Raw genomic sequence first — 25,098 nt, forward strand, 5'->3', positions numbered from 1 at the left:
GACGCGCTCTGCGCCTCCATCGCCCAACTCTAGGTCTACCCCCTGTTCGAATACCCCTGTTCGACAAATACATTGGACAATCGGTTGCAGGCTTTCCGACGCCTCCTTAACCTCCGTGGCATGACCGTCTCCATCTTCGATGCCCTTGCTCTCGGCGTCGATTCTCTCAAGGAAGCCGCAGGACTCACCGTGGCTGAACTCCGCGACCGCGGCCTAACACTCGCCGACGCCACGTTCATCCAGCCCTTGGCCGCCGTCTACTGGCGCACTAAGCCCAGAGGCATCGCCGAGGCCCGCAAGGCCGCCCGGGCTGCCGGCCACAGCCTGCGCGTGCTCGCCCGCATCGAGGTGCTCGCCGCGCGCTGCGACGACCCTAACGCCGCCCGCATCACCTTGTGTGGAACCGCGGAGACCAAGCTCGATGAGGTCGGCGCGAGTCTTGCCAAGCCGAAGATCCGCGTAGAGTCCGCCCGCCATACCTATGGCAAAGACGGCTGGCACCGTTTGGTGATTAACACCCAAGACCCGTGGCTGATGGACATGCTCAGCGCGCTGCCCGGCGACGACCTGCTCGACGGGTTCAAACAGTTCGTCGCCGACGGAGAACAAATTCAAGCCCCAGCCCGTGCTGCGCACGTAGTTATTCGTCTCGACGAGCACGAGGAGTACCTCGCCGAGGGCAAGCTCATTCGTGCCACGGATGGCACGGTGCGCCCAGCTCGTTTGCTTGTGCAGGAGAAGTTGGCGGAGGTCGGCTACGTTACGTTGGTGACTGATTGGGGTGAGCCGGTGGATTGCTTTAAGACCACGCCGATCTTCAACGAGAAGCAAACACTCATGGCGTTTGCGCTGCATCCGCAGTGTATTCACCCAGGATGTGTGACCCCGGCTCTGGAGTGCGAGCGTGACCACTTCATCCCACGGAACAAAGGCGGCGACACGAACGTCGCAAACCTTGTGCCGTTATGCCGGTTCCATAACGGACGCAAGGCCGACGAAGATTCGTATACCCGCGATGCCGAGGGCAATTACTGGTACGTCACGCCCTACGGCAAGCGCTACCTCTGCACGGTGGACTAACCCCCACAAACGACAACCCGCCCCGAAAGGCGGGTCATTCGACATGCCGTTTTAGTTTTTCGTGCCGCCGAAAACGTCGGACATGGCGGTGGCGTCGAGGGCCGCATCGATGTCAGCGGCCTCGTTAGCGGTGAGCACGATGTCGGCGGCGGCGAGATTCTCACGCAAACGCTCGGGCTTGCGGCTGCCGGGGATGGGCACCGCGCCCTTGGCCATGACCCAGGCCAGCGAGAGCTGCGCGGGCGTCGCGTCATGCACCGCAGCCAGCCGGCGGACGAGCGCGAGCAGCTCCGCGTTGGCGTCGTAGTCGCGGAACTGCGGCATCGGTGAGTAGGCCATTGGACAGCGGGCTCAACGCGATGAACTGCGCGCCGCGGCGCCCGCGCGCGAACTCTACGAGGCGATCGTTCGCGACTAGGCTGATTCGACGTGAAGACACAACATACTCCTGCCGAACGCCGCGCTGCCGGCAAAGCAGCCCGCAAGCACACCCCGCGCCGTACCCTCGGCTCGTGGCAGCCTGCCGAGGACCGCGACCCGTTGGGCATCATCCACGCGCAGGCTCCGGCGCGCGTCGCGGAGCTGCTGCCGCTGCGCTACGCGCGGATGGGGGAGTCGGCGTTCGCGTTCTACCGCGGCGGAGCGGCGATTATGGCGGCGGACCTCGCGTCGTTGGCTACCTCGGGCATCACGGTCCAGGCCTGCGGAGACGCGCATATCTCGAACTTCGGGCTCTTCTCTGCGCCGGATCGGCGCACGGTCTTCGACCTCAACGATTTCGATGAGACGTTGCCCGGTCCCTGGGAATGGGACGTTGCGCGACTGGTGACCAGCGTGGAAATTTGCGCGCGCGAGCGCGGCTTTGATCCGGAGGAGCTCGTCGAGTCCACCGTTGCCGCCTACCACCGGGCGATGTCTCGTTTCGCGGACATGGGCAACCTCGACGTGTGGTACGCACGCTTCGAGATGGAGGCGACACTCGATGAATTCGGTGGACGACTGGGCAAGAAGTCCGTCAAGAGCGTGCGCAAGCTCATCGCGAAGGCCCGTGCCAAGGACAGCCAGCGTGCGGTGGGCAAGCTCACCGAGGTCGTCGACGGGCAACGCCGCATTATCTCGGATCCGCCGGTGCTCGTGCCGCTGCGTGATCTCGTGGAAGGCCCCGAGCGCGAGCTTGCCGATGCCGTCGTGCGCGAAGCGCTGAGCTCCTATCTCGCCACGCTCGCACCAGAGCGGGCCAGCTTGCTGCGTCAGTACCGCTACCAGGATGCAGCGATGAAGGTCGTGGGCGTGGGCAGCGTGGGCTTGCGTGCGTGGATGGTGGTGTTCGAGGGCAACGGCGAGCACGACCCGCTTGTGCTGCAAATCAAGGAGGCGCGGCCGTCAGCACTCGCGCCCTATCTCCCGGCAAGCGAGTACGCTCATCATGGTCAGCGCGTCATCGAGGGCCAGCACGCCATCCAGGCGACGGCGGATATCCTGCTCGGCTGGACGCAGGTAGGCGACCACCACTTTTACGTGCGCCAACTGTGGAATGGCAAGGGTTCAATCGATCTCGATGACCTCAGCGCCGAGGAACTCAACGCAGTCGCCGTGCTCTCCGCCGTCACGCTCGCCCGCACCCACGCCCGGACCGGTGACCGACTAGCCATCGCGGGCTATCTGGGTAAAGGTACCGCCTTCGAGCGCTCCGCCGCCCGGTTTGCGCGGGCCTATGCCGACCAGAACGAGGCCGACTGGCAGGCGTTTCGCGCCGAATTCCTCTAAAACGCGCGCAGCGCCCCGCCGAGATCGGCGAAGCGCTGCGGGGCGGGCGGGACTATTCCCACTCGATGGTTCCTGGCGGCTTGGAGGTACAATCCAAGACCACGCGGTTGACGTCCTTGACCTCGTTGGTGATACGGGTGGAGATCTTCTCCAACACGTCATAAGGCAGGCGGGTCCAGTCTGCGGTCATGGCGTCTTCCGAAGACACCGGACGCAGCACGATTGGGTGACCGTAGGTGCGGCCGTCGCCTTGAACGCCGACGGAGCGGACGTCGGCAAGCAGTACCACCGGGCACTGCCAGATCTCGCCGTCCAGGCCAGCGGCAGTCAGCTCGGTACGCGCGATGAGGTCTGCCGCGCGCAAGGTTTCCAAACGCTCTTCAGTAACCTCGCCGATGATGCGGATGCCCAGGCCCGGGCCCGGGAACGGCTGGCGCGCCACGATTTCCTCGGGCAAGCCCAGCTCACGGCCCACGGCGCGCACCTCGTCCTTGAACAGCAGACGCAGCGGCTCGACGAGCTCAAACTCGACGTCGTCAGGCAAGCCGCCCACGTTGTGGTGGGACTTGATGTTCGCCGTACCGTCACCGCCGCCGGACTCCACGACGTCCGGGTACAGCGTGCCCTGGACGAGGAAGTCAACGGAGGAACCTGCGGGGGCGTCGTTAAGCACGCCTGCAACAGCACGCTCGAAGGAACGGATGAACTCCGCACCGATTGCCTTACGCTTGGCCTCCGGCTCGGTAACGCCGGCGAGCTTGGCAAGGAACGCCTCGCGTTCGTCTGCGGTGACGAGCTTTGCGCCTGTCGACGCCACGAAGTCCTTCTCCACCTGCTCACGCTCACCCGCGCGCAGCAGGCCGTGGTCGACGAAGACACAGGTCAGACGGTCGCCGATGGCACGCTGCACGAGCGCGGCAGCCACAGCGGAGTCCACTCCGCCGGACAGGCCGCAGATGGCGCGGCCTTCCGGACCAACCTGCTTCTGGATATCAGCGATGAGCTGCTCCGCAATGTTGTCTGCGGTCCAGTTCTGCTCGAGGCCTGCGACCTCGGTGAGGAAACGGGTGAGCACTTCCTGGCCGTGCGGCGAGTGCAGTACCTCCGGGTGGTACTGCACGCCTGCCATGCGCTTTTCAAGGCACTCAAAAGCCGCCACCGGCGCACCCGCCGAGGAGGCAGTAACCTCGAAGCCTTCCGGAGCCTCGGAGACAGAGTCGCCGTGGGACATCCACACCTTGTGTGTGGCCTCGAGGCCCTGGTGCAGGACGCCGCCGGAAACGTTGACGTCGGTGCGGCCGTATTCACGAGAGCCAGTCGAGGCGACCTTGCCGCCGAGCGCTTGGGTCATAGCCTGGAAGCCGTAGCAGATGCCGAAGACCGGGATGCCCAGCTCAAGCAGCTCGGGCTTCAGAGAAGGAGCGCCATCCGCATAGACAGAAGACGGGCCGCCGGAGAGAATCAGAGCGACCGGATTCTTGGCCTTGATTTCTTCCACGGTGGCAGAGTTGGGAACAACCTCAGAGTAGATGTTGGCCTCACGGACGCGACGTGCGATGAGCTGCGCGTACTGAGCGCCAAAGTCCACAACGAGGACTGGACGCGGAGTAGTGGTTGGGTTAGTCACGCGCTATAGTCTAGCCCATTGAACCGCCTTTAAATACGAGGTACCCCAGTTCGTTGTGGGAAGCGGTGGCCGCTACGCTTCGGGCTCTGGCGCGCGGGCGAGCGCGTGCTGCGTTGCCGTGGCTAGAGCGGCGCGGACGTTGCCGTCTGAAAACTCGTCACTCGGATAGTTCCGCGCACGAGTGAGGTCGACGCGAGGACCCGGGACTCCGCTTCGTCGGAAAGCGCAAGCATTCGCCCTGCGTATTCTGCCAAAATCTCACCTTGCTCGGTAAGCCGGATACGCCGCCCGACGTCACGCTCGCAGTGCAGCTTTTCGACGACGGCGGCACCTGGGGCACCGCTGCCCTGCGTCTACTGATGGCGGCGGCCGTCCTGCTGCCCATCAGCCGGCCAAAGGTACGCACCTGGGGCCGCGAGCAGTGGCTCGCCGCAGTCGGGCAAAGGTCGGTTAGCGTACTGCCAAGCCCACCTTCTGGAAAGACTTCAAGTCCGTGTAACCGCACTTGGCCATCGCACGCTGGAGTCCACCGACCAGGTTCAGTTGGCCGTGTGGCTCATTCGACGGGCCGTGCAAGATGACCTCGAGCGAAACCTGCTCCGGCTCCGACAACGGCGCGTATCCTGCCGCGATGAGGTCCACGTCCGCAGCTTCGATGACGCCGCGTGGGAAACGCGGGTGGCCAGCCGTCGACGGCCAGTAGTAACCCTTACCGCCTGCCTCTGCAGCGCGGGCCAAAACCGGGCCCAAGACCACAGAATCAGCGCCGCAGGCAATCGCCTTGGCGACGTCAGCGGAGGTGTAGATATCGCCGTCGGCAAGCACGTGCACGTAGCGGCCGCCGGTCTCGTCGAGGTAGTCGCGGCGAGCGGCAGCGACGTCGGCAATGGTGGTTGCCATCGGCACATCGATGCCCACGGTCTCGGCGTTGGTATTAACGCCAGAGCCCACGATGATGCCGGCAGCGCCAGCACGCATCAGGTGCAACGCAGTAGTGTAATCCGCCACGCCACCAGCGATAACCGGCGTATCGATGGAACCGATGAACTCCTTCAAGTTCAGCGGCTCACCGCCCTGCTGCACGTGCTCCGCAGAAATCAACGTGCCCTGGATAAACAGGATCTCAGCACCCGCCTTGATAACCACCGGTGCCAATTCCCGCGCGCGCTGCGGCGACACACGCACCGCGACGGTCACGCCGGAGTCACGCACCTGTGCGATGCGCTCTGCCAACAGCTCCTCATTCAGCGGCGCTGCATGCAGCTCCTGCAGCGTGGAAAGGTCGAAAGGATTCTCGGTGACCTTCACCAAAGCCGCCTCTAGGTCCGCGTGACGGCCCCACAGGCCCTCCGCGTTGATGACGCCCAAGCCGCCCTGCTTGCCCATCTCGATGACGAACTCCGGCGTGGCCAAAGCGTCAGTGGGGTGCGATACCAACGGAATGTCGAAGGTATAAGCGTCGATGTTCCAAGTGGTGTCGACGTCCTTCGACGAGCGGGTACGGCGGGTAGGGACCAAGGAGATCTGATCAAGATCGTAGGTACGGCGTGCCTCGCGGCCGATACCAATTTCAACGTAATCGCGCATGTGCTCTTTCCTCGAAAGATTCGTTTAGCGGTAGTTCGGAGCTTCGATAATCTGCTGCAGGTGGTGCGGGTGAGATTCCTTCAGGCCCGCCGCGGTGATCTGGACGAAGCGCTTGGTCTTCAGCTCCTCGATGGTGGCCGAACCGGTGTAGCCCATGGAAGCGCGCAGGCCGCCGATGAGCTGGTGCACAATGGCATCGATGTCACCGCGGAAAGGAACGCGACCCTCGACGCCCTCCGGAACCAGCTTGTCCTCGCTCTTAACGTCGGCCTGGAAGTAGCGGTCCTTGGAGTAGGAGCGCTTCTCGCCGGTAAGGCCGCGGCCCTGCATAGCGCCCATGGAGCCCATGCCGCGGTAGCGCTTGTATTGCTTGCCCTGAACCACGACGATATCGCCAGGTGCCTCGGTGGTGCCTGCGAACATGGAGCCCAGCATGACGGTATCTGCACCGGCAGCCAATGCCTTGGCGACGTCGCCGGAGTACTGCATGCCGCCATCACCAATGACCGGCACGCCAGCTGGACCAGCCACTGCCGCAGCTTCCATGATGGCCGTAATCTGCGGAGCGCCAACGCCCGCGACGACGCGGGTGGTGCAGATGGAGCCTGGGCCGATGCCGACCTTGATAGCGTCCGCGCCGGCCTCAATCATGGCCTTCGCCGCCTCGCGAGTAGCGAGGTTGCCGCCCACGACGTCGACCTTGGAGCCGAAGTCCTTCTGTACACGGGAAACCATCTCCAGCACGCGGTTGTTGTGCGCATGAGCGGAGTCGACGACGAGGACGTCAACGCCGGCGTCGACAAGCGCGCCTGCTCGAGCATAGGATTCCTCACCCGTGCCGATACCCGCTGCCACCAGCAGTCGTCCGGAGGAATCCTTGGAGGAGTTCGGGAACTGCTCGGTCTTTACGAAGTCCTTGACCGTGATCAGGCCAACCAGCTTGTTGTCATCATCGACGATAGGAAGCTTCTCAACCTTGTTGGAAGAAAGCAGCGCCAGCGCCTCCTCCTTGGCCACGCCCTCCTTGGCCACAACCAGCGGCATAGGGGTCATAATCTCGGAGACTTTGCGGCCGAAGTCCGGCTCGAAACGCATATCGCGGTTGGTGCAAATGCCCAGCAAGGTGCCCTTGTCATCGACGACCGGCAGGCCAGAAATGCGGAAGCGTGCGCACAGCTCGTCGACTTCCTGGATGGTCATATCCGGGCTAGCGGTAACAGGGTCCGTCACCATGCCGGACTCAGAGCGCTTGACGATTTCCACCTGGGTTGCCTGATCCTCAGTGGACAGGTTGCGGTGCAGGACGCCAATACCGCCCTGGCGTGCCATGGCGATTGCCATGCGAGCCTCGGTAACGGTATCCATGGCGGCAGAAGCCAGCGGAACGCCGAGACGAATGTTGCGGGTGAACTGCGCCGAGGTGTCCACCTCGGACGGAACGATGTTGGATTCTGCCGGCAGCAGCAGAACGTCATCAAAAGTCAAGCCGTGCAGGGCTACCTTGTTTGGGTCATCGCCGCCGGTGAGAATGTGATTATCGCTCATGGGTTAAGGACACTCCTTAAATAAGGCCAAGATGGTTTCGCGGTAACCACAACTGTAGTGCTTAAAGCACCCCGAATGGTAGCCGGGCCACCCCGTAAGAAAGGTAAGCGAACCCCAATGAGGAATTGCCTAAAGGGGGTGGAAGTTTATAGGCTCGCAAAGGTGAACTTCTTCGCCAATATGCCACGCGACCCATTCGCAGACGATCCCAACGACCCCGCTTCCTTCCTGGAGGAAGACGAGCAGGTCATGCCTTTGTCCGAGGAAGAACGCTTGGCTATCATCCACGACCTCGCCTTGGTACAGGAATTCGCCCGCGTGCTGGGCCCGCGCGGAATCGACGGCATCTTCTTTCTATGCGAGGACTGCGAAGAAAGCCACTTCTACGAGTGGGACATCATGGCTGCTAACATGCGCGCCACTTTGGACGGCGAACTCGCCCCGGTGCATGAGCCGGGCGCGCAGCCGGACCCCACGCGCTACGTCCCGTGGGATTACGCCCTGGGCTATATGGACGGCCTAGACGCCCGCTAAGAAAAAATTCCCTACCTCGCTGTGAGGCAGGGAATTTTTTAATACTGCTGGTTTACTGCTGCTGGTTTTCGCCGAGGTAACCATCAGGGCCTTGGCCCTCAGCGGTGTCCGTAGCGACTGAAGTTGGCTCGGTCTGCTCGCCAGTTTCCTGCGAGGGCGTATCCGGAACCACAACCGTAGAGGTGATGGTCTGGTATTCCGTTACGGTTACCGGCGCTGGCTCTGGGCTAGATACCGGGACTTCCTTTTCCAAGGTCTCCGTCGCAGTTACCGTAGAACGCGCTGCGGAGAATGGCTTGGTAGCTGGCGTGGCCGAGGGCTTTTCCGCAGCGGTAGGCTCCGACTGCGAGTTGTGTAATTCGTCGATGATGCGGCGTGCTTCATTAAGCAATTCGCGGGTGCCGGCCATGTCGCCATTTGCGGAGCGACGGTCCATTTCCTCGAGCGTGCCTGCAAGCTCCACGGAGGAAGCATCCGAGGTGCCAAACATGGATTTGTGCACGCCGTAGAGCGGAGAACCAGGACCTGCGTTGTACACGGCAGTACCAGTACCGGCGATGACCAAGGTCGCCGCCGCTGCACCAATTAGGCCGTTCACGAAAGGCCGCGAACGACGCCGCTTGGAGGCCGCGGCCAGAGAAATAACCTCAGCTTCCTCGTCGGCGCCTTCGATAACCGGAGCTGGCGGCATTTGCTTTTCGACGTCGTCACGCAGCTCGAGAAGCAAGCCCGCCAACTCGTCTTCCCCAGCAGAAGGGTCCTGGCCCTGAGAAAGGCTAGTCAGGAATGCGTCATCGTCGACCAAAGGCTGCAGTTGCTCAGAGATATTGAGCTGTGGCTCATCCTTCTTCGCCATGATGGCCTCCCTTCCTTGAATGAGATTATGGACATATGAGATTTGAGAAGATACGCGCTTGCGCTATTGACCAGAGGTGCCGATAGCCTTGCGCAGTTGTGCCAATGCTCGATGCTGCGCCACGCGTACCGCACCCGGTGTAGATTCCACGATTTCCGCAGTCTCCTCGGCTGTAAGGCCCACGAACACGCGCAAGATGACTATGTCTCGAGCTTTGTCACTTAATGTATCGAGCAACTCCCGCACTCTGTTACTACCATCCGTGACCAGCGCAGATTCCTCCGGATTTGCGTCTTTGGCCGCGCTTTCCGGGACTTCCTCGGCGGGGTTGGAGTGGTCTCGGCCCATGGCGCGGTGCGCATCGGCGACCTTGTTGAAGGCAATGCCATAGACGTAGGCCATGAACGGGCGGCCTTTGTCTTCGTAGGAGTCGATGGATGTGGCAACAGCGAGGCAGATTTCCTGCGTGACGTCTTCTGGCGTGGGTTGGCGCCCGCCGCCGATGCGTGCGCGGCAGTAGCGCAGCACCTGCGGGTGGATAATCCGCATGATCTTCTGGAGTGCGCGACGGTTGCCGTCAGCAGCTAGCGGCACGAGGTCCGCTAGCTCTTTATCGGTATCGCTCACTGTTTTTCCTTGGGGCTTTCCTTGGGGTTTGCTGCTTTAGTTTTCGCCTTAGCCCTTACACCCTAGCCCGTTCGGGTGGATTTATATCCTTTTACTCCCGGCGCGCCAAAAGTTCATACACCGTTTACCTTTGCTGTTCGTGCAGTTCAGACCCGCTAAAAATGCCCTCCGCGTAAAGAATCCATATAGGGGAAACAATCCGGTAACCATTCGTTTACCACGTGCGTCGAAACTTCTAAATCGTCTTATTCCTCCATGGCGCGAATTCATGCGCGCAGGGTATTTACTAAAGGAGTTTTGAACATGTCTCAGCCCCATTCGCTTCCCGGCCCTAACGCTGACTTTTGGGATTGGCAGCTGCAGGGTGCATGCCGAGGAGAGAATTCGGACGTGTTTTATCACCCAGACGGCGAGCGTGGCCGCGCTCGCGCCCAGCGTGAGAACCGCGCTAAGGCAATTTGTCAGTCCTGCCCGGTCCTCGAGCTATGCCGCGAGCATGCGCTAAGTTCCGCGGAACCGTACGGCGTGTGGGGCGGCATGAGCGAATCCGAGCGCGTGGCTGCTTTGCGCACCCGCGCTACGGTCACTGTTTAGGGGTCACCGTTTAGGCCACATATTCAGCGAGGTAACGCCCAGTCACAGAGGAGGCGTTGCCGGCGAGTTCGCGAGGGCTGCATGCGGCAACCAACCCGCCACCTGCGGAGCCTGCCCCGGGGCCTAAATCAATGATGTGGTCCGCGTGTGCGACCACAGCTAGGTGATGTTCCACGCACACCACGGTGTTGCCTTCCTCGGCCAGGTGGTCGAGCAATTCGAGCAGCTTATCGACGTCCGCCAAGTGCAAGCCCGTCGATGGCTCATCCAACACCAAAACATCAGCCTGCGCCTTCTTATCCGCCATGTGGACGGCCAATTTCAGGCGCTGACGCTCACCGCCGGAAAGGGTGTTGAGTGGTTGGCCCAAGGTGATATATCCCAGCCCCACGGCAACTCTATTCTCCGCGAAGTAAGCCGCAGCCTCAGCAGCTGGCGTTTCCAGTACGTCGGCGATGTTTTTGCCGCCTAGTTCGTAACGCAGCACGTCTTCGGAAAAGCGCCTGCCTTCACAGACCTCACACGGCACGTCAGCGCCGTCCATGAATCCGAATTCCACGTAGATGACTCCCGCACCATTGCAATTTGGGCACGCGCCTTCGGAGTTCGCAGAAAACAGGGCAGGCTTGACGACGTCGCTTTCAGAACTGTTCGCCTTCGCAAACGCCTTGCGGATGGAGTCCAACGCGCCGGTATACGTCGATGCCGCGTAGGTTGTTGCGCTGGGCGTTATGGATTTCGATGGCGCCCGAAGGAGTGCGGGTTTCTTCCTTGAACTGGGCGCGGTCCGCCAGGTGGCGGCCAGTTAAGGTATCCGCCTCGCGCAGTTTATCGACGGAACCGGTAAAGACCACTTCCCCACCCTGGCTGCCAGCGCGGGGCCCTAAGTCGACGACGTAATCGGCAATAGCGGTGGTCTCCGGTTTATGCTCCACCACGATGGCGGCGGTAAGGCCACTGAGATTCTGCAGCGATGGTTCCGAATACGAGAGAGGACTTGCCAGAACCGGAGACACCGATGAACACGGTGAGTTTCCGCTTAGGGATATCGACGCTTATATTTTTTGAGATTATTATCGCGCGCGCCGATAACGCGGATGAATTCTTGATTGCGCACCTAGCCCTCCTAAGACGAAACCCCGGGCCTCCACGTGGGAGACTCGGGGTGATTCGCGGCTAAAAATTAGTGGTGATGGCCGTGGGAAGCAGCGGGTGCTTCTTCCTCAGCTGGCTTTTCCACTACGGATGCCTCGGTGGTCAGAACCATGCGGGCAACAGAGGTGGCGTTAACCACTGCGGAGTGGGTGACCTTAACTGGGTCAATGATGCCCTGCTCCAGCAGGTTGCCGTACTCCAGGGTGGCGGCGTTGAAGCCGTGGCCGTTCTCGAGTTCGGAAACGTGGTCAACAATGACGGAGCCGTCCAGGCCAGCGTTCTGCGCAATCCAGTAAGCCGGGCGGGTCAGCGCGCGGGATACGGAGAGCACGCCGGTCTTGGCCTCGCCCTCGAACTCCTCGGCAAACTTTTCCAGTTCCTTGGAGATCTGCACGAGTGCGGAACCGCCGCCTGCGATGACGCCCTCATCGACGGCCGCGCGGGCAGCGTTGATGGCGTCCTCGACGCGCAGCTTGCGCTCGTTGACCTCGGTCTCGGTAGCAGCACCGACGCGGATGACGGCAACGCCGCCGGAGAGCTTCGCCAGACGCTCCTCGAGCTTCTCGCGATCCCAGGTGGAATCGGTGCGCTCGATTTCGCGGCGCAGCTGCTCGCGACGCTCTTCCACAGCGCTAGCTTCGCCAGCGCCGTCAACGATGACGGTGTCTTCCTTGGAAACCGTCACGCGGCGGGCAGAGCCCAGCACCTCGAGGCCAACCTCGTTCAAGTTGATGCCTACCTCAGGATCCACAACGGTGGCGCCGGTGACAACAGCCAGGTCATCCATGAAGCCCTTGCGGCGCTCGCCGAAGTACGGGGCCTTCACTGCGGCAACCTTGAGCACCTTGCGGATGGAGTTAACAACGAGTGCCTGCAGCGGCTCGCCTTCCACATCTTCCGCGATGATCAAGGTAGGACGCGACGACTCAGCAATCTTCTCCAGCAGCGGCAGGAAGTCCGGCAGAGAGGAGATCTTGTTGCGGACGAGGAGGATGGCTGCGTCGTCAAGCACTGCGTTGTAGGTCTCTTCTTCCGTAGCGAAGTACGGAGAAAGGTAGCCCTTGTCGAAGGAAATGCCCTCGGTTACGTCCACGGAGGACTCGATGGACTGGGACTCCTCGACGGTTACAACGCCGTCCTTGCCCACCTTGTCCATGGCGCCGGCGACCATCTCGCCGACCTCTGGGTCACGGGAGGAAACGGTTGCCACCTGCGCGATTTCCGACGCCGAGTTCACCGGCGTTGCACGCTTCATCAGCTCTTCAACGGTCTTTTCCGCCGCCGCAGCGATACCGCGGTTTAGCTCAACTGGGTTGGCACCAGCGGCAACGTTGCGCAGGCCCTCGAAGATAAGCGCCTGGGCGAGCAAAGTTGCGGTGGTGGTGCCGTCACCGGCGATGTCGTTGGTCTTCACGGCCACGGACTTCACCAGCTGTGCACCGAGGTTCTCAAAAGGCTCCTCGATGTCGATGTCACGGGCGATGGTCACGCCGTCGTTGGTGACGGTGGGGCCGCCGAAGGCCTTGGACAGCACAACGTTGCGGCCGCGGGGACCGAGGGTGACCTTGACTGCGTCAGCAAGCGTGTCAACGCCGCGCTGGATGCCCTCGCGAGCTTCCTGGTCAAATGCAATCAGCTTTGACATGAAGGCCTACTTCTCGATGACTGCGAGCAGGTCACGTGCGGACAGCAGGAGGTACTCCTGGCCGTCGTACTTCAGCTCGGTGCCGCCGTACTTGGAGAAGATTACGGTGTCGCCCTCGTTGACTCCGACCGGAACGACCTCGCCCTTGTCATTGGTGCGGCCTGGGCCGACGGCGATGACGGTAGCCTCCTGCGGCTTTTCCTTAGCGGAGTCTGGGATAACCAGGCCGGAAGCGGTGGTGGTTTCTGCTTCTACGATCTGGACGAGAACCTTGTCCTCAAGTGGCTTGATGTTTGCCATGGTGATTCCTCCGAAATTTGAATCAGTTAGTTGTATGTGCCGGTTGTGGATGTCCAGCACAGCCGTCGTCGCGGGTGAACAACTGTGGGTCAAACAACCTTCCTAGCACTCTACCCTTGCGACTGCTAACCCTCAACAAACTCCGGAGGCGCGGCGAAGCCTATAAAACTTAGACGGACTTTTCAGAATTGATGACTGCCGCGCGCCAGAGGCCATATTCTTCTGGGTAGTCTTCGCGGTAATTGCGAACGGCACGAATACCGTGCTCGACTGCCTCGATGACCTCGTCGAAGTTCTCAGACTCACCTTCTGCTTCGACGAAGATGACCGGACCGCTAATAGCGCGGATTGGGTCCTGCAGGAATGCCGAGTTACCGGTATCGGCAGCATTGCGCGCCAGGGAGGCAACCGGATTCGGCTCCGCGCCCTCAGCCTTGGCATTGGGGTTAAAAAGCGCGGCATAGGTGGAACCGTCGTCTTGGAACACGACGGCGACGCGGTCTTCGGTGGTGCCGCCCAAGAACTGGTTGGCGTGCTCAAGATCGAATTCGATCTTGCGGCGGGTCAAATCTGAATTAACGAGAAAACCGATGGTCATGACGGGGTAAGGCTCCTTCAATAGCCAGTAGGGCAATATCGTTTCCGCACATTACCGCCGCCTTAACCACCCCGCATCCGGAGGAAAGCAAACTTTTGGTGAACGTTAGTTTGCGCTAACGAGCGGGACTTCCACTTCGAGCTGGGTATCGGTGCCGCAGGCCAGGCCGGAAGGCTCCGCCCCTTCATGAATGAGCTGCGCCGCTACGGCCGCAATCATCACGCCGTTGTCGGTGCACAGCTTAAAACGCGGCACCCGCAGTTCGATGCCCGCCGATTCGCAACGCTTGGCCGCCAGCTGCCGCAGGCGCGAATTCGCAGCCACGCCACCGCCCAGCAGCAGCACCTTGGCGCCGGTGTCCTGGCAGGCCCGCACGGCCTTCGCGGTCAGCACATCCGCCACGGCCTCCTGGAAGGAAGCGCAAATATCCTCGATGGATACGACGCGTCCTTCCTTCTCCGCCTTTTCCACGTACCGCGCCACGGAGGTCTTCAAACCGGAGAAAGAAAAGTCATGGCGATGCACGCCGCGCAGATCCTCCGCACGCGAAAGGCCCCGCGGAAAGTCGATGTTGGCCTCGCCTTGCGCCGCCAGCTTGTCGATGACCGGCCCTCCCGGATAGCCCAGACCCAAAAGGCGGGAGACTTTGTCGTAGGCTTCGCCGGCGGCGTCGTCAAGCGTGCTGCCCAATTCCTTCATGGGCTTTCCCACCGCCTGGGCCTCAAGCAGCTGGGTGTGGCCGCCGGAGACCAACAGAGCCACTGCGTGCGGCAGCTGTTCACCTTCGAGGTTGGCCACAGCTACGTGCCCGCCCAAGTGATTGACGCCGTAGAAAGGCACGCCCCAGGCAGCCGCATAGGCCTTCGCCGCGGAAGCGCCCACCAGCAAGGCACCCGCCAGGCCCGGCCCCACCGTCGCGGCAACGGCATCCGGCTTGGAAATCCCCGCCTCCTCCAGTGCTGCGCGCATCACCTGCGGCATAGCCTCCAGGTGGGCACGCGAGGCGATCTCCGGAACCACGCCGCCGAAGCGAGCGTGCTGCTGCATCGACGAGGCAACGCTGTCAGCCAGGATTTCCATATGGCCATCCGCGTCCAGCTCGATGATTCCTACACCGGTTTCGTCGCAGGAAGACTCGATTCCGAGGATTTTCACTTCGCGGTCCTTTCGCTTTTACGCGGGCGGAACATGGTGTGCGCGTCCGCGCCTGAAGGTTGATAGTAATTGCGGCGGATGCCGGTCTTTATAAAACCGTAGGCTTCGTACATGGAAATGGCGGGATCGTTGCCCACACGAACCTCGAGAAAAACCGGGGCATCTTTCAGGTCAGCGATGTAGACGATGTTATCCATCATCATCCTGCCCGCCCCACGGCGCTGCATCGCGGGATCGACGCCGATGGTATGAATTTCGAATTCCGGGTCGGTGACAGGTCCCATCATGCCGATGCCGGCATAACCAACCAATACATCCTCGTCTTCCACCCCTAGATAAAAGGTGTGGCCGTGTGCGATTTCCTGCACGAAAGCCTCCGCCGGCCACGGCCCTTCCCCTGCAAAAAGCACTTTCTCCAGCTCCGCGCAGCGCTGCGCATCGGCGGCGGTTAGTTCGCGCAGCTTCACAGATTTAGCCCGGAAATGTCGGGAAGGGCGGCTGAGCGCGGCTTCGGCTTCGGCGGCACGGCGTCTGGACGACGCAGGTACAGCGGGGTCAACGGAGCAGGCGTCGCGGAAAGGTCGGCGACGGCAACCAAACCGGCCGGGCGGGGATTCGCCACCACGTGCGGCAGCGCCTGCAGGGCCTCGGGCAGCTTTCCAACCAGGTTATCTGGGATAACTACCGCTTCCACCTCCACGGCTATCTCGCCCGGCTTGACGACGCCCGGGCCTTCCACCCGCGCACCTTCCGCATAGGTAGCCCAGTAGATTTCCTTGCGCCGTGCATCCGTTGCCACGAGGATGCGCTTATCCGCGCCATGCTCGGCAGCGATGGCGTCATGGGAGCAGACGCCGTGGACCGGGATGCCGAGGGCGTCGCCAAGCGCGGAGGCGGTGGCCATGCCTACGCGCAAACCCGTAAACGGGCCCGGACCACACCCCACGACGATTGCGTCCAAATCGGCAAAGCCCATTCCCTTTTCCTCCAACAGACACTGGATGGTGGGAATCAACTGCTCGTTATGCGCGCGGGTATCAGTGATAATCCGCTCGCTGACCGCACCGGATTCGGTATCTACTACGCCGGTAACCAGGTCAGTCGTTGCGGTATCAATGCTTAAAACCAGCATTAAGCGCCCAACTTCCAGGTATCGCCTTCCTTGATAAATGGCAGCAGAGACTGGGTGGCAGCAGGCTGCAACGGCTGGTTCATCGGGCACAGATCGATCTTTTCGCGGTTGAGCTTCTCGGCATAGAACTCATTGTTGCCGCCGATGGCAACGAAGTAGTTGGTGTCCGCGTCGACGTCTTCATCAATGCCCAAGGCTTGCGGGTCGATGCCGTACATCTTCTTGATCTCATCCAACTTGGTGCCAGCGCAGATGGTGGTCATGCCCTGCCAGTTATGGCCCAGCACCTCGCTCGGGGCGACGGCGCTGACGGTCAGGTTGGTCTTATCGAGGGAATCGACAGCGCTTTTTAGGGTGCGCTCCACGGGTGGCTGCTCACGCATGCTCGACAGCGCAATCATCGCGCCCAGGGCAATAATGAACAATCCGATGAGGAATGTGGTGATGAATTGACCGACCTTGGTCATATTGAAAGCGCTCCTTGCACGTCATGTGGGGGGTTAGTTGACCCCGCTTATCCTACAAGAAGGCAGTTAACCTACCCAGTTCCAGGTAAACACGCGAGTATCGTCTGCGGCCTCACGGTTGATGCTGATCAGCAAAAAGGCCTCCGCGAGCTGGTCCATGAAGCCGCCGCCCCACTCGGCGACGACGACGGCGTCGTCAAGCTCGGTGTCCAAATCCAGTGCGTCGAGCTCGCCTAGGGGATCGTCGGAGTGGTCCAGCAGGCGGTAAGCGTCGACGTGGACGAGCGCCGGGCCGCCGACGGTCGAGCGATGCTCGCGGGCGATGACGAAAGTCGGCGAGGTGACGCGGCCTTTGACCTGCATGCCTTCGGCAATGCCTTGGGTGAAGGTGGTCTTGCCTGCGCCCAGCGGGCCGTCGAGGATGACGAGGTCGCCAGCCTCAAGCGCCGCCCCCAGTTCCTTTCCCAGCTCGCGGGCGGCTTCGGCAGTAGCTACCTGCTTTTGGCCCTGCTGCGGAAACTGGTTACGCATGCCCGATTCCTCCCTCAAAGTGACGGGCGGTGCGGCCGGCGGGACGGCAGATGATTTCGTAATTGATGGTTCCGGTGGCCTCCGCCAGATCCGTGGCGCTCAGGCCACCTTCGCCGAAGATGATGGCTTCGTCGCCTTGCTCGACGCTGTACTCGTTCTCGCCCAAGTCCACGACAATCTGGTCCATGCACACGCGGCCCACCTGTGGGTAAAGCTTGCCGCCGATACCGACCTTAAGCTTGCCCTGAAAGTTGCGCGGCAAACCGTCGGCGTATCCGCACGGAATCGTGGCCAAAAATCCCGGCTTCTCGGCTTTCCACGTGAGGTTGTAGCAGGTGCCCTCGCCTGGCTGAATCGGCTTGACGTTGACGACGTTCGCCGCCCAGGTCATCGCCGGCTTCAAACCGTGCTCGAGGCCGGGGATCGGCTCCAGGCCATAACAAGCCAAGCCCGGACGGACCATCTCGAAATGGGAAGAAGGTCGGTCCAAAACAGCCGGGGAGTTGGCCAAGTGATTCACTGGGCACTCCAGGCCTGCAGCCCGGGCCCGTTCCAGCGCGCGGCGAAAATTAGCTTCCTGCTCATCGTTGAAGGGATTATCTGGCTCATCGGCGCACGCAAAATGCGACATGAGGCCTAGAACCTCGACCTGAGGGGCGTCGCGAAGCAGTGCGAAAGTAGCATCCCAGTTCGCTTCCTCCACGCCGGAGCGATGCAGACCGGTTTCAACCTTGATATAAACCTGCGCCGGGATCTCCGATTCCACCAAGCGGCGCGCGTGTACCAAGGAGGGCACTGCAATGTGGATGCGGCACGCCAAGGCCTCCGCGATTTCCTGCGTAGAGTCCCAAATCCACGCCGTAATCGGCTGATCGATTCCGCTGCGCCGCAGCTCAATGGCCTCTTCGAAAGTCGCCACACCGAAAGCATCCGCACCCGCACGCGCCATCACTGGCGCGACTTCTTTGACGCCGTGACCATAAGCATCCGCTTTCACCACGCACATGAGCTGCGCGGGAGCCACCTTTTTCTTTAACAAAGAAACATTGTGGGCAATGGCGTCAAGGTCGATTCTGGTACGAAGCATGGGTCTATTGTGCCACTGCACTGGTGTGCAGGACTAACGCAGCAGCACGCGGCGCGGATTTCTCATGCGGTTAAAACACAAAATCCGGAAGCACCCACCATAAAACGAGGGGTACTTCCGGATTCAAAGCGAGCTCTTACTCGACGGTGACGGACTTAGCCAAGTTACGCGGCTGGTCGACGTCGTAGCCCTTCGCGGTGGCAACGCCACAGGCGAAGATCTGCAGCGGAACCGTGGCCAACAGCGGCTGCATCAGCGTCGGGGACTGCGGAATGCGGATGACGTGGTTAGCATATGCCTCCACAGCATCGTCGCCTTCTTCAGCAATAACGATGGTGATTGCGCCACGGGCACGGATTTCCTGGATGTTGGATACGACCTTGGAGTGCAGGGAATCGCGGCCACGCGGGGAAGGAACGATGACGAAGACCGGCTGGCCCTCCTCAATGAGCGCGATTGGGCCGTGCTTGAGCTCGCCGGCAGCGAAGCCCTCGGCGTGCAGATATGCGATCTCCTTCAGCTTCAGCGCGCCCTCAAGCGCAACCGGGAAGCCAACGTGGCGGCCCAAGAAGAGAACGGACTCGGCGTTTTGCATGGAGTTAGCAAGATCGGTGACCTGCTTCTCGTTGTCGATGACTGCTTGGACCTTCTCCGGCATATCGCGCAGCTCCTGCAGAACTGCGTTTACTTCGTCGGCGAACATGTTGCCGCGCAGCTGCGCTAGGTACAGGCCGAGGAGGTAGGTCGCGGTGATCTGCGCCAAGAAGGCCTTGGTGGAAGCGACGGCGATCTCCGGGCCGGCGTGGGTGTACAGCGCAGCATCGGCCTCGCGAGGGATGGAAGAGCCCTGGGTGTTGCAGATAGCGATCACCTTGGCACCCTGCTGACGGGCGTGGCGCACCGCCATCAAGGTGTCCATGGTTTCGCCGGACTGGGACAAAGCGACGACCAAGGTCTTCTCGTTGACGATCGGATCGCGGTAGCGGAACTCGTGCGCCAGCTCGACCTCGGTTGGGATACGGCACCAGTGCTCGATTGCGTAACGCGCAACGTGGCCTGCATAAGCAGCGGTACCGCAGGCGATGACGATGATCTTATCGATGGACTTCAAAACCGCCTCATCGATGTGAACCTCGTCCAGGGTCAACTTGCCTTTCCCGTCAAAGCGGCCAAGCAGGGTGTCACGTACAGCAGCTGGTTGGTCGTGGATTTCCTTTTCCATGAAGGAGTTGAAGCCGCCCTTTTCTGCGGCAGCTGCGTCCCACATGATTTCGAATGGCTTGCCCTGTGCAGCGTTGCCTTCGTAGTCGGTGATGGAAACTTCGTCAGCAGTGATGGTAACGACCTGGTCATTTTCCATCTCGACGGCGGACTTGGTGTAGTCGATGAAGCCGGAGACGTCGGAGCCCAAGAAGTTCTCGCCCTCACCCAGGCCAATGACCAGCGGGGAATCGCGGCGGGCGGCAACAATGCGGTCAGCCTGCTCGGAGTGGATTGCCAGAAGGGTAAAAGCACCTTCCAGGCGCTTGCCGGTCAGCTGCATCGCCTTGGTGAGGTCACCCGCAGCTTCATTGTGGAAAATATCGCCCAGCAGGGTGGCAGCAACTTCGGTGTCGGTCTCGGAAACGAAGTTATAGCCCTTGGAGGTCAGCTCGGTCTTCAGCTCAGCAAAGTTCTCGATGATGCCGTTGTGAACAACTGCCAGCTTGCCGCCGTCAACTACATGCGGGTGGGCGTTCAGATCGGTTGGGCCGCCGTGAGTTGCCCAACGGGTATGTCCGATGCCCAGGACAGAGTCCTGCAAAGGGCGGGAAGCGATCTCTGCTTCGAGGGCAGCAACCTTGCCGGCCTTTTTGCGCCAGTTAATTTCGCCATCGACGTACATTGCGACGCCGGCAGAGTCATAGCCTCGGTACTCAAGACGGCGAAGGCCTTCCAGCACAACGTCCAGGGCATAGTATTCACGGCCACTGGATGCGTGACCTACGTATCCAACAATTCCACACATAAGCCTCGATCCTACCTCATAGGAATTGGAACCTCTTCACTGCAAAGTTAAAGCTTTTCTTTCGCCGCCAACCGCGAAAGAAAACCCTCATTCTGAGCCATCAATATGGCTTATCCCCCGCCACCGTGCTTTCTTCCTCTATTCTGGAATACGTGTCTGCGAATCTAAAGAAGCATCTAGGAACTCTGTCCAAGCGCGGCCCCCACCGCGTCCTCGTCGGCGATCTTTCTTATGCCGGCATCAACAGCAAGGTTTATACCCCAGCTGAGGGCAAGGGCCTGCCAGCTGTGGCCTTCGCCCACGATTGGACGAAGAAGGTTAAGAATTACCACGCTACCCTGCGCCATTTGGCTAGCTGGGGCATCGTGGTGGTTGCCCCTGATACGGAGACGGGTATTAACCCGAGCCACCGCAATTTCGCTGCGGACGTCGAATCTGCACTGCAAATTGCAGCTGGCGTCAAGCTGGGCACGGGCAACATCGCGGTATCGCCTTCCAAGCTCGGCATCGTCGGCCACGGCATGGGCGGCGGCGTCGCCGCGCTGGCAGCGGTTGATAACCCAAAGGTTCGCGCCGTAGCGGCGCTGTACCCGGCAGATACTGCGCCTTCGTCTTATGCAGCGGCTAAGTCCATCACGGCTCCGGGCCTGATTATCGGTTCCGAGCGCGAGGATCTTTTCCGCGCCGGCAACCCTGCGCAGCTGGCTGACAACTGGGGCGGCGAGGTGGCTTACCGCGAGCTGGCCAAGGGCACCCAGGCTGGTTTCACTGAGGATCGCCTCTTCAAACTGGCCGTCGGTTCCGGTGCGTTCCAGTCAGGCCCGACTGAAACCGCACGCGCTTTGGTAACCGGCTTCCTGCTGTCGACGCTTGCGGGTGAGTCCAAGTACGACGATTTCGCCGAAGCTGATGCAAGCGCTAAGGGCGTGAAGAGTATTTTTGGTGAAGAACTGCGCAAGAAGGCCGGTATTCACCGCTAATATTCGCAGTCACTGCACCGCCTAGCCAGTCCGCACAACGCGGGCTGGCTTTTTATTTACCGCTATTGGTTGCGCCGCAGCACAGATTTGATTTGCCCGCTTCCGCGGCGCTTGCCGTGGGTTAGGAAGGCGGAGTGCTGGCGCGACTCGCTTGCCGACGCCGCCTGCCGCGTGTTCATCTTCGCCCTCGCCGTTGCTTTTTCAGCGGACTTTTCGAGTTGGTCTTGGGCTTGAGCCATTGCCTTTTCGAATTCGAGGAGGCGGGCGGCAGTCCGCTCCCTAAAGCCACGCGCAAATTCCGCGAATTCATCATTTACTGCTGCCATTACCACTGCCCTGCCTTCCGTGCGTGAACTGTTTTATCTTCTGGTGCTGGCTCCGGAGCCGGTGGTGCTGGCGGCGGTGCTGGTGCTGGTTCAGGTGCTGGAGCCGGCTCCGACGGTGACGGTGGGACTGGCGCTTCCGCTGCCTGCATGTGCGCGACCTTCTCCGGCGGCGGCGTAGGCTCTTCTACTTCCGCAAGCTCAGGCGGCGGTGGAATGACGCCATCCCGCGGCGGCTCGGGAGCCGGCGGTTCTGGTGCTGGCGGCGGACATGGTTCCGGCGCTGGTGGTTCAGGTGCCGGCGGTTCAGGCGCCGGCGGCGGCTCCGGGCACGGCTCCTCTGGAATCGGCATATTCTCTAGACACTCAGCAGCAGCGGCAGCCAGCAATCCCACGCCGATGATGGCAACGCCCACTCCCAATGCGCCGAGGCAACCACAGCACGACTGCTCCGGTGGGCATTGTTGGGCTACCTGTGTGGTTTCCTGCTCACACTCGACTATCTCTTGTTCGCACTCAGCTGTCTCTTGCTTGGCTTCGGTGTCTTGCTGTACTTCGGTGTCTTGCTGTACTTCGATGTCCAGCTGGACTGTAACCTGCCGCGGCTGTTCCTCCGGACACGGCGTCTGTGCAGGTTGGATTGGCTCGAGCGCCACCGGCGCCTGCGCTGGCTGCGTACAAGGCTGCTCAACAGGAGCTGCAGGAGGCGGGCAAACCGGCGACTGCGGCGGCGGTGTCGCAACCGGTGGCGCTACAGATGGAACTGTAGGCGGCGCAGTAGGCGGCACGGGATACGGTGCAGGATTCGGTGCAGGATTCGGTGGAGCTGGTGGTGCACCAGCGGGAGTGGTGCAGGTAGGCGGTGTCTTCGAAGGTGGTACTGGAGCATCGCACACTTCGGCCGGCGGTGTTTGGGCAGGCTGCGTGGTATCGGCAGGCGGCTGGCCGGTGACGGTGGGCGGGGCGGATGGACAGGGGGCGTCGGCAAGCGGTGGCTCACAACCGCGCGCGGGCTCGGGCGGAGTCTTAGGGAGCTCGCGCTCGCAGACCTTGGAACAGCACTCCTCGAACTTGTCGTAGCACTGCTCGATTGCGGAATCCCGGTCGCGACAGGTGGTCATCACCATGTCATTGGTTTGCTCGATGACGTTGGCGCCGATAGACGAAATAATCGGGACGATGAAGCGGCCGAGTGGGTGCTTGGAGGCGATCATCGTCAAGATGTTGAGCAACGGCACCACCGCGGAAAACAGCTCCGTCAAAGAAGTATCCGAAACACCGACGATGTCCTCGATGGCATTGGAACACTGCTGCGCCTTACCGGTTAGCTCATCGGCCTCGTCGCGCTCTTGCTCAAAGTCCTTCTGTACTCCACCGAGATGATCCATCAGGGCATTTCCCGCGATGCTCAGCACCGTTCCCACTAGGAAGCCTTTCAGCCCACCGCCACCGCGGGCAGGCCGGCGTCCGCCCATCGCGGCGGAAGTACCGCGCACCAGTTCCTGTGGCTTGATTCCATCGACGGAACCAATCATGCCGCCCAGCAAATCTAGTGGCGTGCTGGGGCCTGCATAGCTGCCCTGGCTGGCGGCCTGAAACTGGGAGACGGCCTGCGAATAATCCCCTAACAAAGACTTCGTGGTGCTCATCGGACCCCACCGCCAAAGGATGGCTCCACGTGGGTAAGGCTTGCCGCGTTGGCCTCGTCCAAGGCAGAGAATTCCTTAATCTGGGCGCGGGCAGCCTCCGCGGTGGCGGTGATGTTATCCAAGCGCCAGACACCGCGCGAGTGCAGCCTTTCCAACATGGCCTGGATGCGCGCGCCTTGCCCGGCAAAGTCGCGGCCTGCCGCCGCCGGGGAAAAGGCGGGAACATCCGCCACGTGGGCGCTGCGCTGGGCTTGGTTTTCCTCAATCACGCGGTTTAAGCGCTGGGCTATATCTTGCTCGTCGAAAAATACGTCAGTCACTGTGGGCACTCCTTGGCCTGCCAAGATTTATTCTTGCCCTTATTGGACTGTCCACAACCGCCTTCGGTTCCCCACTAATTGCAAAAGCCAGCCCGCCACGGCAAATTCACCGCACGGACTGGCTTTTAAATTATGCGCAAGGGCTGCTTATACAGCTGCAACGACAGCTGCAAGGCGTCCTGCTACCTTGCGTGCCTGCTCTTCTTCAGCTGCTTCAACCATCACCCGGAAAAGCTCCTCCGTGCCGGAAGGACGCAGCAGAACGCGGCCGGTGCTGCCGAGCTCAGACTCGGCCTCAGCGATTGCGTCCTGGACTTCCCGGGAAGCCATGATGCTGGACTTATCAGAAACCGGGACGTTGATGAGCACCTGCGGCAGCACGGTCATCACGGACGCCAGTTCTTTGAGAGACTTACCAGATTTAGCCATGCGAGCCATGATGGAAAGGCCGGTTAGCGTGCCGTCACCAGTAGTGCAGTCATCAGGCAGCACCAGGTGACCAGACTGCTCACCACCGAGCGAGTAATTGCCGCGGTTGAGTTCTTCCAAGACGTAGCGGTCACCGACGGCGGTCTCCTTGACCTCAATGCCCTGCTCCTGCATGGCCAGCTTCAGTCCGAGGTTGGACATCACCGTTGCAACGAGAGTGTTAAAACGCAGGTCATTGTCTTCCTTCATGCCCACTGCCAGAAGGGCCATGATTTGGTCACCGTCGACGACGTTTCCCTCAGCGTCGACAGCCAGGCAGCGGTCAGCGTCGCCGTCGTGTGCCAGGCCGAGGTCAGCGCCATGCTCGACGACGGCCGCCTGGGCCTTGTCGATGTGAGTAGAACCGCAATCCTCGTTGATGTTGAAAGCGTTCGGCTTGTTGTGGATGGCAATGACCTCAGCACCCGCGTCCGCGTACGCCTTCGGTGCGACCTTGGAGGCGGCACCGTTTGCGGTATCCACAACGACCTTGATGCCGCTGAGGTCGGTAGTAACGACCTCCGCTAGGTGCTTCAGGTAGCGCTCGCGGCCGTCCGGCGCCTCGGAGATGATGCGGCCCAGCTTGGTGCCCGTTGGACCATGTTCGGTCAGCGTCTCCATGGCGGCCTGGATCTGATCCTCGACGTCGTCAGGCAGCTTCTTGCCGCCCGCGGAGAAGAACTTAATTCCATTGTCCGGCATCGGGTTATGGGATGCGGAAATCATCACGCCCAGGTCTGCCCCATAATCATCAGTCAGGAAGGCAATAGCTGGGGTGGGCAAAACGCCCACCCGCACGACGTCGACGCCACGAGAGGCCAGACCAGCAGCGATGGCAGCATCCAGCATCTCGCCGGAAACGCGGGGATCGCGGCCGATGATGGCCAAGGGCCGCCGCTCGTAGGACTCACGGTTGGCGGTAAGCACTTCCGCCGCTGCTTGTCCCAGCTGCAGAGCCAAGATTGGGGTGAGCTTCGAGTTCGCAAGACCGCGAACACCGTCGGTTCCAAAAAGTCGAGTCATGGATCCAATTATGCACGTTGACCCCACCACCGCACAGCAT

At 61.3% G+C, this 25,098-nt stretch carries 25 protein-coding genes and 1 pseudogene; 5 read left to right on the forward strand and 21 right to left on the reverse strand.

Features of this window, described 5'->3' with window-relative positions; translation table 11 throughout:
• The first annotated feature begins 120 nt into the window (after positions 1 to 120).
• The gene (locus tag WM42_RS04240; RefSeq protein WP_062035812.1) at positions 121 to 1,080 is read left to right on the forward strand and encodes an HNH endonuclease signature motif containing protein; all 960 of its coding nucleotides are present in this window, start codon (positions 121 to 123) and stop codon (positions 1,078 to 1,080) included.
• Positions 1,081 to 1,131: 51 nt separating this feature from the next.
• Here WM42_RS04240 and WM42_RS13510 read toward each other — a convergent pair whose 3' ends face one another.
• Positions 1,132 to 1,404 (reverse strand): aldo/keto reductase, encoded by a 273-nt coding sequence (locus WM42_RS13510; RefSeq protein ID WP_201057417.1) that lies wholly within the window; start codon positions 1,402 to 1,404, stop codon positions 1,132 to 1,134.
• A gap of 105 nt (positions 1,405 to 1,509) precedes the next feature.
• Here WM42_RS13510 and WM42_RS04250 point away from each other — a divergent pair, with 105 nt between their 5' ends.
• Positions 1,510 to 2,847, forward strand: a complete 1,338-nt coding sequence (locus tag WM42_RS04250; protein ID WP_062035814.1) for a DUF2252 domain-containing protein — start codon at positions 1,510 to 1,512, stop codon at positions 2,845 to 2,847.
• A 52-nt stretch (positions 2,848 to 2,899) separates the two neighbouring features.
• On the opposite strand, the gene guaA is transcribed toward WM42_RS04250, so the two are convergent.
• The 3 genes from guaA to guaB form a co-directional block, all read right to left on the reverse strand.
• The gene (gene guaA, locus WM42_RS04255; protein WP_062035815.1) at positions 2,900 to 4,474 is read right to left on the reverse strand and encodes a glutamine-hydrolyzing GMP synthase; all 1,575 of its coding nucleotides are present in this window, start codon (positions 4,472 to 4,474) and stop codon (positions 2,900 to 2,902) included.
• A 450-nt stretch (positions 4,475 to 4,924) separates the two neighbouring features.
• On the reverse strand, positions 4,925 to 6,061 hold the full coding sequence (locus WM42_RS04260) for a GuaB3 family IMP dehydrogenase-related protein (RefSeq protein WP_062035816.1): 1,137 nt from the start codon (positions 6,059 to 6,061) through the stop codon (positions 4,925 to 4,927).
• Between the two features lie 24 nt (positions 6,062 to 6,085).
• The gene (guaB, locus tag WM42_RS04265; RefSeq protein WP_062035817.1) at positions 6,086 to 7,606 is read right to left on the reverse strand and encodes an IMP dehydrogenase; all 1,521 of its coding nucleotides are present in this window, start codon (positions 7,604 to 7,606) and stop codon (positions 6,086 to 6,088) included.
• Between the two features lie 162 nt (positions 7,607 to 7,768).
• On the opposite strand from guaB, the gene WM42_RS04270 reads away from it, so the two are divergent.
• Positions 7,769 to 8,140: a DUF5319 domain-containing protein gene (locus WM42_RS04270; RefSeq protein ID WP_062039157.1), complete on the forward strand. Its 372-nt coding sequence runs from the start codon at positions 7,769 to 7,771 to the stop codon at positions 8,138 to 8,140.
• A 52-nt stretch (positions 8,141 to 8,192) separates the two neighbouring features.
• Here WM42_RS04270 and WM42_RS04275 read toward each other — a convergent pair whose 3' ends face one another.
• Positions 8,193 to 8,996 (reverse strand): hypothetical protein, encoded by an 804-nt coding sequence (locus tag WM42_RS04275; protein ID WP_235591316.1) that lies wholly within the window; start codon positions 8,994 to 8,996, stop codon positions 8,193 to 8,195.
• Positions 8,997 to 9,059: 63 nt separating this feature from the next.
• A complete protein-coding gene (locus WM42_RS04280) occupies positions 9,060 to 9,623 on the reverse strand; it encodes a sigma-70 family RNA polymerase sigma factor (RefSeq protein WP_062035818.1) in 564 nt (187 codons plus the stop codon).
• A gap of 303 nt (positions 9,624 to 9,926) precedes the next feature.
• Between WM42_RS04280 and WM42_RS04285 the strand changes: the two genes are divergently transcribed.
• Complete coding sequence (locus tag WM42_RS04285; protein ID WP_061920616.1) at positions 9,927 to 10,217, forward strand: WhiB family transcriptional regulator; 291 nt, start codon at positions 9,927 to 9,929, stop codon at positions 10,215 to 10,217.
• Positions 10,218 to 10,227: 10 nt separating this feature from the next.
• Here WM42_RS04285 and WM42_RS13605 read toward each other — a convergent pair.
• The 11 genes and pseudogenes from WM42_RS13605 to glmS all read right to left on the reverse strand — a co-directional run.
• Positions 10,228 to 11,158: pseudogene (locus WM42_RS13605) on the reverse strand (AAA family ATPase); the annotation flags it as partial.
• Positions 11,159 to 11,400: 242 nt separating this feature from the next.
• Positions 11,401 to 13,017 carry a chaperonin GroEL gene (groL, locus tag WM42_RS04300; RefSeq protein ID WP_062035821.1) on the reverse strand — a complete coding sequence of 539 codons (1,617 nt, stop codon included), beginning with the start codon at positions 13,015 to 13,017 and terminating at the stop codon, positions 11,401 to 11,403.
• A gap of 6 nt (positions 13,018 to 13,023) precedes the next feature.
• Positions 13,024 to 13,323, reverse strand: coding sequence for a co-chaperone GroES (groES, locus tag WM42_RS04305; protein ID WP_269465448.1), 300 nt, complete (start codon positions 13,321 to 13,323; stop codon positions 13,024 to 13,026).
• A 163-nt stretch (positions 13,324 to 13,486) separates the two neighbouring features.
• Positions 13,487 to 13,915: a hypothetical protein gene (locus WM42_RS04310; protein WP_062035822.1), complete on the reverse strand. Its 429-nt coding sequence runs from the start codon at positions 13,913 to 13,915 to the stop codon at positions 13,487 to 13,489.
• A gap of 105 nt (positions 13,916 to 14,020) precedes the next feature.
• Entirely contained in the window at positions 14,021 to 15,070 is a 1,050-nt protein-coding gene (tsaD, locus tag WM42_RS04315) for a tRNA (adenosine(37)-N6)-threonylcarbamoyltransferase complex transferase subunit TsaD (protein ID WP_062035823.1), read from the reverse strand.
• Entirely contained in the window at positions 15,067 to 15,537 is a 471-nt protein-coding gene (gene rimI, locus WM42_RS04320) for a ribosomal protein S18-alanine N-acetyltransferase (protein WP_062035824.1), read from the reverse strand. Before rimI ends, tsaD begins: the two co-directional genes overlap by 4 nt.
• On the reverse strand, positions 15,534 to 16,202 hold the full coding sequence (gene tsaB, locus WM42_RS04325) for a tRNA (adenosine(37)-N6)-threonylcarbamoyltransferase complex dimerization subunit type 1 TsaB (RefSeq protein WP_062035825.1): 669 nt from the start codon (positions 16,200 to 16,202) through the stop codon (positions 15,534 to 15,536). The genes rimI and tsaB overlap by 4 nt, the downstream gene beginning before the upstream one ends.
• The gene (locus tag WM42_RS04330; protein WP_062035826.1) at positions 16,202 to 16,669 is read right to left on the reverse strand and encodes a hypothetical protein; all 468 of its coding nucleotides are present in this window, start codon (positions 16,667 to 16,669) and stop codon (positions 16,202 to 16,204) included. The genes tsaB and WM42_RS04330 overlap by 1 nt, the downstream gene beginning before the upstream one ends.
• Positions 16,670 to 16,735: 66 nt before the next feature.
• A complete protein-coding gene (gene tsaE / locus WM42_RS04335) occupies positions 16,736 to 17,200 on the reverse strand; it encodes a tRNA (adenosine(37)-N6)-threonylcarbamoyltransferase complex ATPase subunit type 1 TsaE (RefSeq protein ID WP_062035827.1) in 465 nt (154 codons plus the stop codon).
• Positions 17,193 to 18,287: an alanine racemase gene (gene alr / locus WM42_RS04340; protein ID WP_062035830.1), complete on the reverse strand. Its 1,095-nt coding sequence runs from the start codon at positions 18,285 to 18,287 to the stop codon at positions 17,193 to 17,195. The genes tsaE and alr overlap by 8 nt, the downstream gene beginning before the upstream one ends.
• Before the next feature lie 136 nt (positions 18,288 to 18,423).
• The gene (gene glmS / locus WM42_RS04345) at positions 18,424 to 20,295 is read right to left on the reverse strand and encodes a glutamine--fructose-6-phosphate transaminase (isomerizing) (protein WP_062035832.1); all 1,872 of its coding nucleotides are present in this window, start codon (positions 20,293 to 20,295) and stop codon (positions 18,424 to 18,426) included.
• 152 nt (positions 20,296 to 20,447) lie between these two features.
• Here glmS and WM42_RS04350 point away from each other — a divergent pair, with 152 nt between their 5' ends.
• On the forward strand, positions 20,448 to 21,275 hold the full coding sequence (locus WM42_RS04350) for a dienelactone hydrolase family protein (protein WP_062039160.1): 828 nt from the start codon (positions 20,448 to 20,450) through the stop codon (positions 21,273 to 21,275).
• Positions 21,276 to 21,337: 62 nt separating this feature from the next.
• Here WM42_RS04350 and WM42_RS04355 read toward each other — a convergent pair whose 3' ends face one another.
• The 4 genes from WM42_RS04355 to glmM all read right to left on the reverse strand — a co-directional run bounded on the left by WM42_RS04355 (position 21,338) and on the right by glmM (position 25,058).
• Entirely contained in the window at positions 21,338 to 21,601 is a 264-nt protein-coding gene (locus tag WM42_RS04355) for a hypothetical protein (RefSeq protein WP_062035835.1), read from the reverse strand.
• Entirely contained in the window at positions 21,601 to 23,247 is a 1,647-nt protein-coding gene (locus WM42_RS04360; protein ID WP_062035837.1) for a hypothetical protein, read from the reverse strand. The genes WM42_RS04355 and WM42_RS04360 overlap by 1 nt, the downstream gene beginning before the upstream one ends.
• On the reverse strand, positions 23,244 to 23,567 hold the full coding sequence (locus tag WM42_RS04365; protein ID WP_062035840.1) for a hypothetical protein: 324 nt from the start codon (positions 23,565 to 23,567) through the stop codon (positions 23,244 to 23,246). Before WM42_RS04365 ends, WM42_RS04360 begins: the two co-directional genes overlap by 4 nt.
• A gap of 147 nt (positions 23,568 to 23,714) precedes the next feature.
• Positions 23,715 to 25,058: a phosphoglucosamine mutase gene (gene glmM, locus WM42_RS04370; protein ID WP_062035843.1), complete on the reverse strand. Its 1,344-nt coding sequence runs from the start codon at positions 25,056 to 25,058 to the stop codon at positions 23,715 to 23,717.
• Positions 25,059 to 25,098: the final 40 nt, after the last annotated feature.

It is taken from the genome of Corynebacterium simulans, assembly GCF_001586215.1.
GTDB lineage: Bacteria > Actinomycetota > Actinomycetes > Mycobacteriales > Mycobacteriaceae > Corynebacterium > Corynebacterium simulans.

What these genes read in the sequence shown, in the direction of transcription:
- WM42_RS04240 (WP_062035812.1), top strand. Translation starts at nt 121, where the DNA reads ATGACCGTCTCCATCTTCGATGCCCTTGCTCTCGGCGTCGATTCTCTC.
- WM42_RS13510 (WP_201057417.1), bottom strand. Translation starts at nt 1,404, where the DNA reads ATGCCGCAGTTCCGCGACTACGACGCCAACGCGGAGCTGCTCGCGCTC.
- WM42_RS04260 (WP_062035816.1), bottom strand. Translation starts at nt 6,061, where the DNA reads ATGCGCGATTACGTTGAAATTGGTATCGGCCGCGAGGCACGCCGTACC.
- guaB (WP_062035817.1), bottom strand. Translation starts at nt 7,606, where the DNA reads ATGAGCGATAATCACATTCTCACCGGCGGCGATGACCCAAACAAGGTA.
- WM42_RS04275 (WP_235591316.1), bottom strand. Translation starts at nt 8,996, where the DNA reads ATGGCGAAGAAGGATGAGCCACAGCTCAATATCTCTGAGCAACTGCAG.
- WM42_RS04285 (WP_061920616.1), top strand. Translation starts at nt 9,927, where the DNA reads ATGTCTCAGCCCCATTCGCTTCCCGGCCCTAACGCTGACTTTTGGGAT.
- groL (WP_062035821.1), bottom strand. Translation starts at nt 13,017, where the DNA reads ATGTCAAAGCTGATTGCATTTGACCAGGAAGCTCGCGAGGGCATCCAG.
- WM42_RS04310 (WP_062035822.1), bottom strand. Translation starts at nt 13,915, where the DNA reads ATGACCATCGGTTTTCTCGTTAATTCAGATTTGACCCGCCGCAAGATC.
- tsaB (WP_062035825.1), bottom strand. Translation starts at nt 16,202, where the DNA reads ATGCTGGTTTTAAGCATTGATACCGCAACGACTGACCTGGTTACCGGC.
- WM42_RS04330 (WP_062035826.1), bottom strand. Translation starts at nt 16,669, where the DNA reads ATGACCAAGGTCGGTCAATTCATCACCACATTCCTCATCGGATTGTTC.
- tsaE (WP_062035827.1), bottom strand. Translation starts at nt 17,200, where the DNA reads ATGCGTAACCAGTTTCCGCAGCAGGGCCAAAAGCAGGTAGCTACTGCC.
- alr (WP_062035830.1), bottom strand. Translation starts at nt 18,287, where the DNA reads ATGCTTCGTACCAGAATCGACCTTGACGCCATTGCCCACAATGTTTCT.
- glmS (WP_062035832.1), bottom strand. Translation starts at nt 20,295, where the DNA reads ATGTGTGGAATTGTTGGATACGTAGGTCACGCATCCAGTGGCCGTGAA.
- WM42_RS04355 (WP_062035835.1), bottom strand. Translation starts at nt 21,601, where the DNA reads ATGGCAGCAGTAAATGATGAATTCGCGGAATTTGCGCGTGGCTTTAGG.
- WM42_RS04360 (WP_062035837.1), bottom strand. Translation starts at nt 23,247, where the DNA reads ATGAGCACCACGAAGTCTTTGTTAGGGGATTATTCGCAGGCCGTCTCC.
- glmM (WP_062035843.1), bottom strand. Translation starts at nt 25,058, where the DNA reads ATGACTCGACTTTTTGGAACCGACGGTGTTCGCGGTCTTGCGAACTCG.